Genomic DNA, 13,756 nt, shown 5'->3' on the forward strand with positions numbered 1-13,756 from the left:
TATCAAATGACGCGCCGCTGTAAAGTATTCCTTTGATAAAAACAAACTGGTTGCCTGCTTTTTACGCGTAAAGCCGCAAAGCTAACCAGCTAATTTCATTATCGATTAAAGAATAATCGTCCGATTGCCGTAAACGAATACCCGCTGCGCCAGAACCTGATATAAAGCACGGCTCAGCACATTTTTCTCGACATCACGACCCGCACGCATCATATCTTCTGCGGTGTAGGTGTGATCCACGTGAATCACGTCCTGCATAATGATTGGGCCTTCATCGAGATTATCGTTCACGTAGTGCGCGGTCGCGCCAATAATCTTCACGCCGCGATCGTATGCCTGATGGTAAGGGCGTGCGCCAATAAAGGCTGGCAGGAACGAGTGGTGAATATTAATGATTTTATTTGGAAAGCGAGAGACGAATTCCGGGGTCAGCACGCGCATATATTTTGCCAGTACGACATAATCTGGCTCAAGAGCGGCAATGGCATCGCCCATTTGCTTATCGTGCTCTTCGCGGGTTAAACCTTCATGGCTTACCAACTGGAAGGGGATATCAAATCGTTCAACCAAAGTGCGCAGCGTTTCATGGTTACCGATAACGGCGGCAATTTCTACGTCCAGCCCACCATAGTTGGCTTTCATCAGCAGATCGCCCAGGCAGTGTGCCTCTTTGGTCACCAAAATCACGACACGGCGACGGCCTGCTGGGTTTAACTCACGAATAGAACCTTCTGGCAGAGCGCTGTCGAGGTCTGCCAGCAGAATGGAATCATTGAAAATACCTTCAAGCTCGGTACGCATAAAGAAACGACCGGTCCGATGATCAACGAATTCGTTGTTTTGCACGATGTTCAGTTCGTGCTTGTAGCAGATATTAGTGATACGCGCGATGAGGCCTTTCTGATCAGGGCAAATAGTGCGTAGTACTTTACGTTGTAGTGAATGCATCGCGGGGAAAATCCTGTAGTGTTTGCTATTTCTGCTGCTGGCTTATTGGCCGCAACATTTTTTAAATTTTTTACCTGAACCGCAAGGGCAGGGGTCATTTCGACCAATGAGCGGTCGTGTGCCGTCAATATAGTACCACTGTCCGTTTTCTTTTAAGAATCTGGATCGTTCAATAATAGCCCCGGAGCGGTTATCGTCAGTAAAACGAGCGATAAAGCTGACGAAGCCTTCATCAGGACTGCGGCCAGTATCGGTGGCAAAGAGGGTTAAACCTTGCCATTGGGTTCGTGTAAATCCGTTCTCCAGGTCTGCGCGAAACTGTTGCGCCTGACAGGAGGGGTGCCATGTTTTGATCAGATAGTCGGCATCTTTCATGACAAATGCGCTGTAGCGGGATCGCATCAGCTGTGACGGATCCGGCGCAAGCTGTGTGCCAGCCAGATAACGCTGACAACATGAGCTATACTCCAGAGCGCTGCCACAGGGGCATAATTGCGACAAAACGGCCTCCATGGAAAAGAGAAAAACGGCGTTGTTACGCTAAAGTGCTTATGTTAACTGAGCGATGGCGATGATGCCATGCCCGGAGTGGAAGGATATGTTTCGGTAATAATGAGAAAGCTTAAAGTTGGTCTGGCATTAGGGGCAGGAGCCGCACGAGGGTGGTCGCACATCGGTGTGATCAATGCGTTACAGCGTGCAGGTATAGACGTTGATGTCATCGCGGGATGTTCTATTGGGTCGCTGGTAGGCGCAGCCTACGCTTGCAATCGACTTCCTGCGCTGGAGAAATGGGTATGCTCCTTTAGTAATTGGGACGTTCTGAAGTTAATGGATCTCTCCTGGCAACGCGGCGGATTACTGCGCGGCGAGCGTGTGTTCAGTCAGTATCGGCAGCTTATGCCCACCACTGACATTGAATGCTGCGAACGTCGATTTGCGGCCGTCACCACCAATTTAAGCACTGGCCGTGAATTGTGGTTTACTGAGGGGGATCTGCATCTTGCGGTACGCGCCTCTTGCAGTATGCCCGGGCTGATGTCGCCAGTGATGCATAATGGTTACTGGCTGGTGGATGGCGCAGTTGTCAATCCCGTGCCGGTGTCCCTGGCTCGCGCAATGGGCGCAGATATTGTGATTGCCGTTGATTTGCAGCACGATGCGCATCTGATGCAGCAAGATTTGTTATCCATGGAGGCGCGACGCCCGGAAGAGGAGGAAGATTTCTCCTGGCATTCTCGTATACGCACCCGGTTGACGCGCATGACTTCGCGCCGGGCGACGGTGACGCCAACGGCTATGGAGATCATGTCCACTTCTATTCAGGTGCTGGAAAATCGCCTTAAGCGAAACCGCATGGCGGGCGATCCGCCGGATATTCTGATACAACCCTTTTGCCCGCAAATCTCCACTCTTGATTTTCATCGAGCCGGTGAAGCTATAGCAGCTGGTCATCTGGCGGTTGAAAAGAAAATGGATGAACTATTACCTTTGGTGCGTACCTCCGCGTAGCGCATTTAACACCGACTTAAGTAAATTCTGACAGGCGATAGCGTGAATAGCATGCCACTATTACATTATCGTCAGCCAGAGGAGAGATCATGACGCAGCCATTGGCGGGTAAACAGATTCTGATAGTTGAAGACGAACCCGTTTTCCGCTCTCTTTTGCACACCTGGTTAACTTCGCTTGGTGCGACTATCGTACAGGCGGAGGATGGGGTGGATGCGCTTCAAAAAATGGCCGATTCAAAACCTGATCTGATGATTTGTGATATTTCGATGCCGCGTATGAATGGCCTGCAACTGGTTGAACATCTGCGCAATCAAGGTGAACAGCTGCCGATTCTGATGATATCAGCAACAGAAAATATGGCGGATATTGCTAAAGCGCTGCGCCTTGGTGTACAGGATATCCTGCTAAAGCCAGTGAGGGATTTTGAGCGCCTGAAGGAAACGGTCTATGCCTGCCTTTATCCCAACATGTTCAATTCGCGAGTGGAAGAGGAAGAGCGGTTATTTGAGGACTGGGATGCGCTAGTCAGTGACCCGAAAGCGGCATCGAGGCTGCTGCAGGAACTTCAGCCTCCTGTTCAACAGGAGATGTCCCGTTGTCGTATTCACTATCGCCAGCTTATGTCGGCTGATAAGCCTGGACTAGTTCTCGATATTGCACCGTTATCAGAAAACGATCTGGCGTTTTATTGTCTGGATGTCACGCGCGCGGGGGATAATGGGGTTCTTGCAGCCTTATTGTTGCGTGCACTGTTTAATGGACTGCTGCAAGAGCAGTTAGCTCATCAGGGGCAGCGCTTGCCGGAGATGGGAAGTCTGCTAAAACAGGTTAATCAATTGCTACGTCAGGCAAATTTGCCAGGGCAATTCCCATTATTGGTAGGGTATTACCACAGCGGATTGAAAAATTTGATATTAGTTTCTGCGGGTTTGAACGGCACGCTGAATACAGGCGAACACCAAATTCAGATTAGTAATGGGGTTCCGTTAGGAACGTTAGGTAATGCATATCTCAACCAAATAAGTCAACGCTGTACATCATGGCAGTGCCAAATTTGGGGGGCTGGTGGGCGTTTACGCCTTATGTTGTCTGCGGAATGAGCAATTGTGTTTATTTTAACTCTGCCAGGGTTACCGCACGATCTTTTGCGGTGGTACTATCGCCGGGTTTAATGCGTAAAAATCCTAATTCGGGGATATCCAATCCTTTTCAGACCAGGTTTGGCTGAGCAGGCTGATATACTCGATATCATATTATTAACGAGAAGTTTAAAAAACGAACAGTCCAGGAGATTTCAATGGCTGCGCTTAATTCAAAAGTAAGAAAAGCTGTAATCCCGGTCGCGGGATTAGGTACCCGGATGTTGCCTGCAACTAAGGCTATTCCTAAAGAAATGCTGCCGTTGGTAGACAAGCCTTTAATTCAATATGTTGTTAACGAGTGTATCGCAGCCGGGATTACTGAAATTGTTCTGGTCACGCACTCCTCCAAAAACTCTATCGAAAACCATTTTGATACCAGTTTTGAACTGGAAGCGATGCTGGAAAAACGTGTAAAACGCCAGCTGTTGGAAGAAGTTCAATCTATTTGTCCGCCGCACGTTACCATTATGCAGGTCCGTCAGGGGCTGGCTAAAGGTCTGGGTCATGCTGTGCTGTGTGCCCATCCTGTTGTTGGCGATGAGCCAGTCGCGGTTATTTTGCCAGACGTTATTCTGGATGAATTTGAATCCGATCTGTCCTGCGATAATCTGGCGGAAATGATTGCTCGTTTTGATGAGACTGGCGCCAGTCAAATCATGGTTGAACCCGTTGCAGACGTGACTGCATACGGCGTTGTTGACTGCAAAGGCCAGCCTCTGCAGCCGGGTGAGAGCGTCCCGATGGTTGGTGTTGTCGAAAAACCAAAAGCGGACGTTGCGCCGTCCAATCTGGCCGTTGTTGGTCGTTACGTGCTGAGCGCGGATATTTGGCCGCTGCTGGCAAAAACGCCTCCAGGAGCCGGTGATGAAATTCAGCTGACTGATGCAATTGATATGCTGATCGAAAAAGAAACGGTCGAAGCCTATCATATGAAAGGCGTGAGTCATGACTGTGGTAATAAACTGGGTTATATGCAAGCTTTTGTTGAATATGGCGTTCGCCATAAGTCACTGGGCGCAGAATTTAAAACCTGGCTGGAAAAAGCAGTCGCGAAGTAATCGTTATCTGTAGTACTACAAGAAGCCGGGGAGCGATTTCGTTTCCCGGTTTTTTTATACCCGTACGGCGTATGTTGGATTAAGAGATAAAAAAATCCCGCCGGAGCGGGATTTTTAAACGGATACGATAGTTTATTACAGCAGGAAATCGTCCAGAGATTTACCCTGCTCATCCATCGCTTTCTTGATCACTGCCGGAGTACGACCCTGACCAGTCCAGGTTTTAGTTTCGCCATTTTCGTCAACGTAGCTATATTTAGCCGGACGTGCTGCGCGTTTGGCTTTAGTACCCGCTTTAACAGCTGCCATGGTGCTCAGCAGTTCATTCGGATCAATACCATCAGCAATCAGCATTTCACGGTATTGCTGCAGTTTACGGGTGCGTTCTTCAATTTCCGCAGCAGCAGCGCTTTCTTCTTCGCGACGTTCGTTAACGACGACTTCTAATTTTTCCAGCATTTCTTCGAGCGTTTCAAGTGTGCATTCTCTTGCCTGCGCACGAAGAGTACGGATGTTGTTCAAAATTTTAAGTGCTTCGCTCATTGTAGTAATCTCAAACTTATATTGTGGGGTGGTTTGTTGGACTAATAATAGAGCGATAAAATCAGATGTGCAATAGGGGAGAATGTAAGGAAGTCAAAATAAGTTGTTATTTGTCTCGAGAATTAATTAATTTAAGTTAATTTTTCCGGGTGAGTTCACATCTTTACTGCTTATAGCGAAGTTGCATCCATAAGCTAAAACCCTGAGATAGTATGCTTTTTCTGATTCTCAGCGAGTAAAGTTATACTTCGCATGGATAAATATCATCTTCGGTATTAGCTCAGTGGTTGCGGTGATGTTTAATATAAAACACTTGTCCAGGTCCGTTATAGCCTCTCTGCAGGAACACGGATAAGCACAAAAGGACAATGGCACCGTAAGTCGCCGTGTCCCTGATCGTACGAATAGCAGACACGTCCTTCTATTAAAATGCTTAATCTTTTAGGTATCCGCAGGCTTAACATTGATCGCAATACCCGCCCTGAAAGGGCAGATAGAAGGAGAATATATGATACAATTTGGCTGCGATAAAACACATTGATTGGGGTCACGCAGCCGATGGCACAACTTTATTTCTACTATTCTGCAATGAATGCAGGTAAGTCTACCGCTCTGTTACAGTCTTCCTACAATTACCAGGAGCGAGGGATGCGTACCGTGGTTTATACGGCGGAGATAGACGATCGCTTTGGTTCCGGGAAGGTGAGTTCAAGAATTGGTCTATCATCGCCAGCACGATTGTATAATACTCAAACTTCATTATTTTCTGACATTGCCGGTGAACATGCGCGTCAGCCTATTCACTGCGTATTAGTGGATGAAAGCCAGTTCTTGACCCGTGAGCAGGTACATGAGTTGTCAGAAGTCGTCGACGAACTTGATATTCCCGTGTTGTGCTATGGCTTGCGTACGGATTTTCGTGGCGAATTGTTTATTGGCAGTCAATATTTGCTGGCATGGTCCGATAAATTGGTTGAATTAAAAACCATCTGCTTTTGTGGCCGCAAGGCAAGTATGGTTCTGCGATTGGATCAAGAAGGGCGGCCATACAATGAAGGTGAACAGGTAGTGATCGGCGGTAACGAGCGTTATGTTTCCGTTTGCCGCAAGCATTACAAAGAGGCGTTAAGTGAAGGTTCTTTAACCTTTGTGCAGAACAAACAGCACCCTTACTAAACCCCGCCGCTAATCCTTCTCAGGCGCTCTCTCGGCGCCTTTTTTATGTCAGCGCTACTTACCCTTCGATTAATCATTCCTGTTGCCTGAGGCGATTTGTGCGCTGCTGAGTGAGATACAAAAAAGCCCCATCCAGGGATGGGGCTGATTATTGCTTTCTATACTGCTGTCAGATTAAGAAGATTTCTTCGCTTTTTTCTCAGCTTTAGCTGGTGCGGCTTCTTTCTTCTCTGCAGTTTCGCCTTCGACGTAATTACGACCGTAGAAAGTATCCAGCAGAATCTGTTTCAGCTCAGCGATCAGCGGGTAGCGCGGGTTAGCGCCGGTGCACTGGTCATCGAATGCATCTTCAGACAGCTTATCTACGTGGGCCAGGAAGTCAGCTTCCTGCACACCAGCTTCACGGATAGACTTAGGAATACCCAGGTCAGCTTTAATTTCATCCAACCAGCCAAGCAGTTTTTCGATTTTCGCTGCGGTGCGATCGCCCGGAGCTGTCAGGCCCAGATGATCCGCGATTTCAGCGTAGCGACGACGAGCCTGCGGGCGGTCGTACTGGCTAAATGCAGTCTGTTTAGTCGGATTGTCGTTCGCGTTATAACGAATAACGTTGCTGATCAGCAGGGCGTTCGCCAGACCGTGAGGAATGTGGAACTGTGAACCCAGTTTATGCGCCATGGAGTGACATACACCCAGGAAGGCGTTAGCAAACGCAATACCGGCGATAGTTGCTGCACTGTGTACACGTTCACGTGCTACCGGGTTCTTAGAACCTTCATGGTAGGACGCTGGCAGGTTTTCTTTCAGCAGTTTCAACGCTTGCAGAGCCTGACCGTCGGAGAACTCAGAAGCCAGTACGGAAACATAAGCTTCCAGGGCGTGAGTTACCGCATCTAGACCACCGAATGCACACAGTGATTTCGGCATATCCATAACCAGGTTGGCATCGACAATCGCCATGTCTGGAGTCAGCGCGTAGTCTGCCAGCGGATATTTCTGACCTGTTGCATCGTCGGTAACAACCGCAAACGGAGTGACTTCAGAACCGGTACCGGAAGTGGTGGTGATCGCCACCATTTTAGCTTTGACGCCCATTTTCGGGAACTTGTAGATACGTTTACGGATGTCCATAAAGCGCAGCGCCAGTTCTTCGAAGTGGGTTTCTGGATGTTCGTACATGACCCACATGATTTTCGCAGCATCCATCGGGGAACCGCCGCCCAGCGCGATGATCACGTCTGGTTTGAAGGAGTTAGCCAGCTCTGCGCCTTTACGAACGATGGTCAGGGTCGGGTCAGCTTCAACTTCGAAGAACACGTCAGTTTCAACGCCAGCCGCTTTCAGTACAGAAGTGATCTGGTCTGCATAGCCGTTGTTGAACAGGAAGCGGTCGGTCACGATCAGCGCGCGTTTGTGACCATCAGTAATCACTTCATCCAGCGCGATTGGCAGTGAGCCACGACGGAAGTAGATAGATTTCGGAAGTTTGTGCCACAACATGTTTTCAGCTCGCTTAGCAACGGTTTTCTTGTTGATCAGGTGCTTAGGACCAACGTTTTCAGAGATGGAGTTACCACCCCATGAACCACAACCCAGAGTCAGGGAAGGTGCGAGTTTAAAGTTGTACAGGTCGCCGATACCACCCTGAGAAGCCGGAGTGTTGATCAGGATACGCGCGGTTTTCATCATCTGGCCGAAGAAAGCAACACGTTCTGGCTGGTTGTCCTGGTCGGTGTACAGGCAAGAGGTATGACCGATACCGCCCATCGCCACCAGTTTTTCAGCTTTAACAACAGCGTCTTCGAAATTCTTCGCACGGTACATTGCCAAGGTCGGAGACAGTTTTTCGTGTGCAAATGGCTCGCTTTCATCAACGTCGGTAACTTCACCAATCAGAATCTTGGTAGTAACCGGTACGGTGAAACCAGCCAGTTCAGCGATTTTATACGCCGGCTGACCAACGATAGCGGCGTTCAGCGCGCCATTTTTCAGGATGATGTCCTGAACAGCTTTCAGCTCTTTGCCCTGCAGCAGGTAGCCGCCGTGGCTGGCGAAACGTTCACGAACTGCATCGTATGCGGAATCAACAACAACAACGGACTGCTCGGAAGCACAAATTACGCCGTTATCGAAGGTTTTAGACATCAGTACAGAAGCGACAGCACGCTTAACATCAGCGGTTTCGTCGATAACAACAGGGGTGTTACCTGCGCCAACACCGATTGCCGGTTTGCCGGAGCTGTATGCCGCTTTAACCATGCCCGGACCGCCGGTCGCGAGAATCAGGTTAATGTCAGGGTGATGCATCAGCGCGTTGGACAGTTCAACGGAAGGTTGGTCAATCCAACCAATCAGGTCTTTCGGCGCACCGGCAGCGATTGCAGCCTGCAGAACGATATCAGCCGCTTTATTAGTGGCTTCTTTAGCACGCGGATGCGGAGAGAAAATGATGGCGTTACGGGTTTTCAGGCTAATCAGTGATTTAAAGATAGCGGTTGAAGTCGGGTTAGTTGTCGGGACGATACCGCAGATAATGCCGATAGGTTCAGCGATAGTGATAGTACCGAAGGTGTCGTCTTCAGAAAGCACACCGCAGGTTTTTTCATCTTTGTATGCGTTATAGATGTATTCAGAAGCAAAGTGGTTTTTAATCACTTTGTCTTCGACAATGCCCATGCCGGATTCGGCGACAGCCATTTTAGCGAGAGGGATTCGAGCGTCTGCGGCGGCCAGTGCGGCGGCGCGGAAGATTTTATCGACTTGTTCTTGAGTGAAACTGGCATATTCACGCTGGGCCTTTTTTACGCGCTCTACAAGTGCGTTAAGCTCTGCGATATTAGTAACAGCCATAATGCTCTCCTGATAATGTTAAACTTTTTTAGTAAATCAGTAGCTCGATTCGACAGTATAGACAGGCTGTTAACAGCTTGCATCTAAATGTTAATGTAAAGAATTTTTCGCTTCTGACTTCATTGATTAACTAAAAAAGCTCTGGTTTTTTCTTTCAGGTACTGCTGTTTTCCCTCCCTGTTGTGTGTAAACAAGGTTACTCACTTCTGAGTACAAATTATGTGATCTACATCAATAATCGACGAAGCTGATACCTTTCAGCTGTTCGTTTTTTGACCTTTTAGGGCATGTGTAATGATTCGGTATGCTAATTGAATGAATGAATAGCATTATGGAAACAAATAAACAACATCCGAGCTTTATTATGCTCTTCTGCATAATTGAGATGAATTATGCTATTAAACAGCGTATCTTTTCGCGGATATTTTATGCTGGCAACTGTCAACAGCCATTTTTAATGATGCTGCGGAGCGCACTGTGATTCAACCGTTGTTTGATTTTTCAGCTTATTTCAAATTTTTCATCGGGTTATTCGCGCTGGTAAACCCGGTGGGCATCATCCCTGTCTTTATTAGCATGACCAGTTATCAGACTGCGGCGATACGTAACAAGACCAATCTGACGGCTAACCTCTCTGTCGCCATTATTCTGCTGACCTCATTGTTTCTGGGGGATGGTATTCTGCAGGTTTTTGGTATTTCCATTGATTCTTTCCGTATTGCTGGTGGGATTCTGGTTGTCACTATTGCGATGTCGATGATTAGCGGCAAGCTTGGTGAGGATAAGCAGAACAAACAAGAGAAGTCAGAAACGGCGATCCGCGAGAGTATCGGTGTGGTACCGCTGGCATTGCCTCTGATGGCCGGACCGGGGGCTATCAGTTCAACGATCGTCTGGGGTACGCGTTATCATAGCGTTGCGCATTTTTTGGGCTTTTCGATCGCAATTGCGCTTTTCGCTTTATGCTGCTGGGGGATTTTCCGTATGGCCCCCTGGCTGGTTCGCCTGCTGGGGCAAACGGGAATTAACGTGATTACCCGTATTATGGGGCTGCTACTTATGGCCCTCGGGATCGAGTTTATTGTCACCGGGATAAAAGCACTCTTCCCTGGACTAGTGAATTAATCTGCGCTTCTGCACGCGGGGCTAAACCCCGCGGTTGCTTAATTATTAGCAAAGCATATCAAAAAACGTTATATGAACACGTAAAATAACTTTTTTTAATATAATCGTATTGTTGTTTTTTATCAGTCTGTTACGAACTTATCCTGCCATCCCCCTCTCTATCCACTCACATTAGTTACTGTTATTTTCGTCACATCATTCTCTGGCGCTTGCCGTCAGATAATTGAAATGATATTAGTAAATTCACCGATGAGGCAGATGAATGTGCTAAATAATAAACAATTGTTAATTTTTCGTACAAAAAAGCACCTTCTCAGTATTGCTCGGTATGTAAAACAGTAATTTTTTTGTATGCACATGATAGATAATGGATTTATAACTTTTTCTTTACAGGGGGAATTTTATGCTCTGCCCTCCGGGAGACCATAAAAGAGAATCCGGTAACATATTTGCAAATTGCATTGGCGGATGAGAAGGCCTTTTGGTACTTTCCGGCGTGATCTTTAGCTGAATATAAACTTAAATGAGAATTTTTATTAACTAACTCATTGCGATTTAAAACCGCCTCCGGACAGGGAGGGGAAGAATCGACGTAAAGACTGCCGTTTGAGCGGTCGTAATAAAATAAGTCGGTGATAGCAAGCAGTACAATCTGACAGCAGCATAAACTCCTGCACTGTACAGAATCCTAAAAGAGAAAAGCAGGCTGGTTATATAGCCAGTAATTATAATGAGTGGAGTAACAAACACATGACCATCATCACGAAAAAAAGCCTGGTAGCCGCAGGCGTATTATCTGCGCTAATTACCGTTAACGCTGCCCAGGCGGCAGATGTACCCGCAGGAGTACAGCTGGCGGATAAACAAACGCTAGTGCGTAACAATGGATCCGAAGTCCAGTCTCTTGATCCGCACAAAATTGAAGGTGTGCCGGAATCTAATATCAGCCGGGACTTATTTGAGGGACTGCTGGTAAGCGACCTTGACGGTCATCCGGTTGCTGGTGCTGCGGAAAAATGGGACAACAAAGATTTTAAAGTCTGGACCTTCCATCTGCGAAAAGATGCAAAGTGGTCTGACGGCACGCCGGTTACGGCACAAGATTTCGTTTATAGCTGGCAGCGTCTGGCTGACCCGAAAACAGCGTCTCCTTATGCAAGCTACCTGCAATATGGTCATGTGGCCAACGTTGACGAAATTATCGGCGGTAAAAAACCAGCGACCGATCTGGGCGTAAAAGCGCTGGATGATCATACTTTCGAAGTCACCCTCAGCGAACCCGTACCATACTTTTATAAACTTCTCGTTCACCCGTCCGTCTCTCCAGTACCTAAAGCCGCGATTGAGAAGTTTGGTGAGAAATGGACCCAACCTGCCAACATCGTTAGCAACGGCGCATATAAATTAAAAGATTGGGTGGTTAACGAACGTATTGTTCTGGAGCGAAATACCAACTACTGGGATAACGCTAAAACCGTGATTAATCAGGTCACCTATCTGCCGATCTCTTCTGAAGTTACAGACGTAAACCGCTACCGCAGCGGTGAAATCGACATGACCTATAACAACATGCCGATCGAACTGTTCCAGAAGCTGAAAAAAGAGATCCCGCAAGAAGTTCACGTCGATCCGTATCTGTGCACCTATTACTACGAAATCAATAACCAGAAAGCACCGTTTACCGATGTTCGTGTACGAACCGCACTGAAAATGGCCTTGGATCGCGACATTATTGTCAATAAAGTAAAAAATCAGGGCGATCTGCCAGCCTATAGCTACACCCCACCATACACCGATGGTATGAAACTGGTTGAACCTGAGTGGTTCAAGTGGTCGCAGGAAAAACGTAACGAAGAAGCGAAAAAATTACTCGCCGAAGCAGGTTATACCGCTGATAAACCGCTGACCTTTAACCTGCTCTATAACACTTCCGATTTGCATAAAAAACTGGCTATTGCCGTCGCGTCTATCTGGAAGAAAAATCTGGGCGCGAACGTGAAGCTGGAGAATCAGGAGTGGAAAACATTTCTCGATAATCGCCATCAGGGCACCTTTGATATTGCGCGCGCCGGCTGGTGTGCGGACTATAATGAACCGACATCCTTCCTGAACACCATGCTGAGCGACAGCTCAAACAACACCTCGCATTATAAGAGCCCGGCTTTTGACAAGATTATTGCTGAGACGCTGAAAACCAGTGATGAAGCGAAACGTGCAGACCTCTATGCACAATCTGAGCAGCAGCTGGACAAAGACTCCGTCATCGTCCCGGTCTTCTATTATGTCAACGCCCGCCTGGTTAAACCTTGGGTCGGCGGCTACACAGGTAAAGACCCGTTAGATAATATCTACGTTAAGAACCTTTATATTATCAAACATTAATGGCAAATCGTGGGGCAGGCAGCGCTTGCCCCACCGTGTCTGAATTCATCGCACTCGATAGGCACAGGCCAGAAGGTACGGGCAATGTTAAAATTTATCTTTCGTCGCTGTCTGGAAGCGATTCCGACGCTATTTATTCTAATTACAATCTCCTTCTTTATGATGCGTCTTGCGCCAGGTAGTCCTTTTACCGGTGAACGTACGCTGCCGCCGGAAGTCATGGCGAATATTGAAGCAAAATATCATTTAAACGACCCCATCATGACCCAGTATTTCAATTACCTGAAGCAACTGGCGCATGGTGATTTCGGTCCTTCCTTTAAATATAAAGATTATTCGGTAAACGATCTGGTGGCTTCCAGCTTCCCAGTTTCTGCCAAATTAGGTTTTGCCGCGTTTTTCCTGGCGGTCATTCTTGGCGTCACTGCCGGAGTTATTGCGGCGCTAAAGCAGAATACGAAATGGGACTTCGCCGTGATGGGGGTGGCAATGACCGGGGTCGTGATACCCAGTTTCGTGGTCGCGCCCTTACTGGTGATGATATTTGCTATTACTCTGCATTGGTTGCCGGGTGGTGGCTGGAACGGCGGGGCGCTGCAATACATGATTTTGCCAATGGTCGCACTGTCGCTGGCCTATATCGCCAGTATTGCGCGTATCACTCGCGGCTCGATGATTGAAGTCCTGCACTCTAATTTCATCCGTACCGCGCGGGCAAAAGGCTTACCGATGCGCCGCATCATTCTGCGTCATGCCTTAAAACCCGCGCTGCTACCAGTACTTTCCTATATGGGACCTGCCTTCGTCGGCATTATTACTGGCTCGATGGTTATCGAAACCATTTATGGCTTGCCGGGTATTGGCCAACTGTTCGTTAACGGCGCGCTGAACCGCGATTATTCGCTGGTGCTCAGCCTGACCATTCTGGTTGGCGCATTGACCATTCTGTTTAACGCGGTTGTTGACGTGCTGTATGCCGTTATCGATCCGAAGATTCGTTACTAACGCTGGGGTTCG

11 protein-coding genes are annotated in these 13,756 nt (G+C 47.9%); 7 read left to right on the forward strand and 4 right to left on the reverse strand.

What is annotated here, in order from left to right:
• Positions 1-105: 105 nt before the first annotated feature.
• Together purU and DA718_RS11720 are read right to left on the reverse strand one after the other, a co-directional pair.
• Positions 106-948 (reverse strand): formyltetrahydrofolate deformylase, encoded by an 843-nt coding sequence (purU, locus tag DA718_RS11715; RefSeq protein ID WP_110275575.1) that lies wholly within the window; start codon positions 946-948, stop codon positions 106-108.
• A gap of 42 nt (positions 949-990) precedes the next feature.
• Positions 991-1,449: a YchJ family protein gene (locus DA718_RS11720; RefSeq protein ID WP_112213391.1), complete on the reverse strand. Its 459-nt coding sequence runs from the start codon at positions 1,447-1,449 to the stop codon at positions 991-993.
• 111 nt (positions 1,450-1,560) lie between these two features.
• On the opposite strand from DA718_RS11720, the gene rssA reads away from it, so the two are divergent.
• The 3 genes from rssA to galU all read left to right on the forward strand — a co-directional run bounded on the left by rssA (position 1,561) and on the right by galU (position 4,663).
• Complete coding sequence (gene rssA, locus DA718_RS11725) at positions 1,561-2,460, forward strand: patatin-like phospholipase RssA (protein WP_112213392.1); 900 nt, start codon at positions 1,561-1,563, stop codon at positions 2,458-2,460.
• 89 nt (positions 2,461-2,549) lie between these two features.
• Positions 2,550-3,563: a two-component system response regulator RssB gene (rssB, locus tag DA718_RS11730; protein WP_112213393.1), complete on the forward strand. Its 1,014-nt coding sequence runs from the start codon at positions 2,550-2,552 to the stop codon at positions 3,561-3,563.
• Between the two features lie 197 nt (positions 3,564-3,760).
• On the forward strand, positions 3,761-4,663 hold the full coding sequence (gene galU, locus DA718_RS11735; RefSeq protein ID WP_112213394.1) for a UTP--glucose-1-phosphate uridylyltransferase GalU: 903 nt from the start codon (positions 3,761-3,763) through the stop codon (positions 4,661-4,663).
• Between the two features lie 135 nt (positions 4,664-4,798).
• Here the strand turns inward: galU and hns are convergent, their stop codons facing one another.
• On the reverse strand, positions 4,799-5,206 hold the full coding sequence (gene hns / locus DA718_RS11740) for a histone-like nucleoid-structuring protein H-NS (protein WP_041146073.1): 408 nt from the start codon (positions 5,204-5,206) through the stop codon (positions 4,799-4,801).
• Positions 5,207-5,764: 558 nt separating this feature from the next.
• On the opposite strand from hns, the gene tdk reads away from it, so the two are divergent.
• Complete coding sequence (gene tdk, locus DA718_RS11750; RefSeq protein ID WP_110275756.1) at positions 5,765-6,382, forward strand: thymidine kinase; 618 nt, start codon at positions 5,765-5,767, stop codon at positions 6,380-6,382.
• Positions 6,383-6,556: 174 nt separating this feature from the next.
• On the opposite strand, the gene adhE is transcribed toward tdk, so the two are convergent.
• On the reverse strand, positions 6,557-9,232 hold the full coding sequence (gene adhE / locus DA718_RS11755; protein ID WP_112213395.1) for a bifunctional acetaldehyde-CoA/alcohol dehydrogenase: 2,676 nt from the start codon (positions 9,230-9,232) through the stop codon (positions 6,557-6,559).
• A 477-nt stretch (positions 9,233-9,709) separates the two neighbouring features.
• On the opposite strand from adhE, the gene DA718_RS11760 reads away from it, so the two are divergent.
• From DA718_RS11760 to oppB, 3 genes are all read left to right on the forward strand, one after another.
• The gene (locus DA718_RS11760) at positions 9,710-10,357 is read left to right on the forward strand and encodes a YchE family NAAT transporter (RefSeq protein WP_112213396.1); all 648 of its coding nucleotides are present in this window, start codon (positions 9,710-9,712) and stop codon (positions 10,355-10,357) included.
• 750 nt (positions 10,358-11,107) lie between these two features.
• The gene (oppA, locus tag DA718_RS11765) at positions 11,108-12,739 is read left to right on the forward strand and encodes an oligopeptide ABC transporter substrate-binding protein OppA (protein ID WP_112213397.1); all 1,632 of its coding nucleotides are present in this window, start codon (positions 11,108-11,110) and stop codon (positions 12,737-12,739) included.
• An 84-nt stretch (positions 12,740-12,823) separates the two neighbouring features.
• Positions 12,824-13,744: an oligopeptide ABC transporter permease OppB gene (gene oppB, locus DA718_RS11770; RefSeq protein ID WP_110275583.1), complete on the forward strand. Its 921-nt coding sequence runs from the start codon at positions 12,824-12,826 to the stop codon at positions 13,742-13,744.
• Positions 13,745-13,756: the final 12 nt, after the last annotated feature.

The organism is Klebsiella huaxiensis, assembly GCF_003261575.2.
GTDB classification, from domain to species: Bacteria; Pseudomonadota; Gammaproteobacteria; order Enterobacterales; family Enterobacteriaceae; genus Klebsiella; species Klebsiella huaxiensis.